This is a genomic window from Vibrio sp. D173a (assembly GCF_030248475.1).
In genome coordinates, this window is record NZ_JAHGAH010000965.1 from 1 (window position 1) to 1,556 (window position 1,556).

The 1,556-nt window shown below is 46.0% G+C and carries 2 pseudogenes; both read left to right on the plus strand.

The window, feature by feature from the left end:
- A pseudogene (locus tag KIV40_RS30600) lies at positions 1–212 on the plus strand (iron ABC transporter substrate-binding protein); the annotation flags it as partial.
- A gap of 248 nt (positions 213–460) precedes the next feature.
- Positions 461–1,556, plus strand: a pseudogene (locus KIV40_RS30605) (ABC transporter permease); the annotation flags it as partial.

Here is a 1,556-nt window from a genome sequence, read left to right on the forward strand (position 1 = left end):
CTGTTAAGCTAATGGAATTTCTAGCAGGTAACACTGCACAAGGTATGTACGCTGAAGTGAACTACGAATACCCAGTAAAAGCTGACGTTAAGCCATCTGAGCTTGTAGCATCTTGGGGTGAGTTCAAAGCAGATACAATTTCTCTAGACGAGATTGCTAACCACCACGAAGCGGCAATCAAACTTCTAGACGAAGTTAAATTCGACCTTTAATTTCATTAATGTAGGCTTCGGCCTAGATTGATTAACAACCTCAAGTTCCTACTTTAAGGACTTGGGGTTGTTTTGTTTTTAAGCAAGTCACTTTTTGATACAAAGCAACGCCCAGAACTACCGAGTTCCGAGCTTCGCGCCTTGCAGTCACAGTGCGATATCGGTATAACTAGCCTTAGTTTTTAAAAGGATATGAGATGTATTTTCAAACGCATTTTCGAGTTATCCCTCTCCGTTGTAATTAAGCGATGAAACAAAAGAATTATATATGGAACGCCAGTAGTGGAGCGATCGCTGTACTGCTGGTTTTTCCGATCTTAGCTATATTCACAACCGCTGTTGGCGAAACAGATGAGTTGTTCTCTCATCTAATGTCTACGGTGATGCCGACCTATGCCTACAATACGGTGGTGCTGGTGTTCGGTACCATGTGCTTGTCTTTGGTGTTTGGTATACCTTCCGTCTTCAATGGGCATTAGTGCTGCCGCTGGCGATGCCGGGTTACATCGTTGGTTATATCTTTACCGATTGGTTCGATTTTGCGGGTCCAGTACAGATTTTGCTGCGTGATATTACAGGGTGGGGGCCGGGCGAATACTGGTTCCCAGACATTCGAACCTTAAGCGGCGCAATCATTGTGCTCTCCTTGGTTCTATACCCTTATGTTTACCTGCTATGTCGTGCCGCGTTTATGGAGCAAAACGTCTCTTTGTTGCAGTCTGCGCGATTGCTGAAATGCTCTCCTTGGGAGAGTTTTCGTCGTATCTCACTGCCATTGGTGCGTCCTTCTATTGCTGTTGGGCTTTCACTCGTTGCAATGGAGACCGTCGGTGATTTCGGCACGGTAAGCTATCTTGCGGTCAATACTCTGACGACTGCGGTTTACGATACTTGGTTAGGTTACTCAAGCTTAACTGCGGCAGCTAAGATTTCAGCCATCATGTTGGTGATTGTGGTCTTGCTACTGAGCTCTGAGCGTTACAGTCGCCGTAAGCAGAAACTCTTTCAAAACCAATTCAGCAGTCGTGAAGATTTTCGTTACCAACTTGTGGGTTGGAAAAAGTGGTTAGCACTGTTCTGGTGTTGGGGCTTGGTGTGTGTCGCTTTCTTGTTCCCGCTGGGGCAATTGATTATCTACGCTTACAAGTATTTTGCTCAGAGTTGGACGGCAGAGTTCCGTGAATACGCGATGAACAGCCTATATGTATCCGTTACGGCAGCTTTGATTGGTATTGTGGTTGCCTTGACCGTCAACTTTAACCAACGCGTCAATCCGAACAGAATAAATCTGGCGTATATGCGTCTCTCCTCGATGGGCTATGCGGTACCTGGAACGGTGTTGGC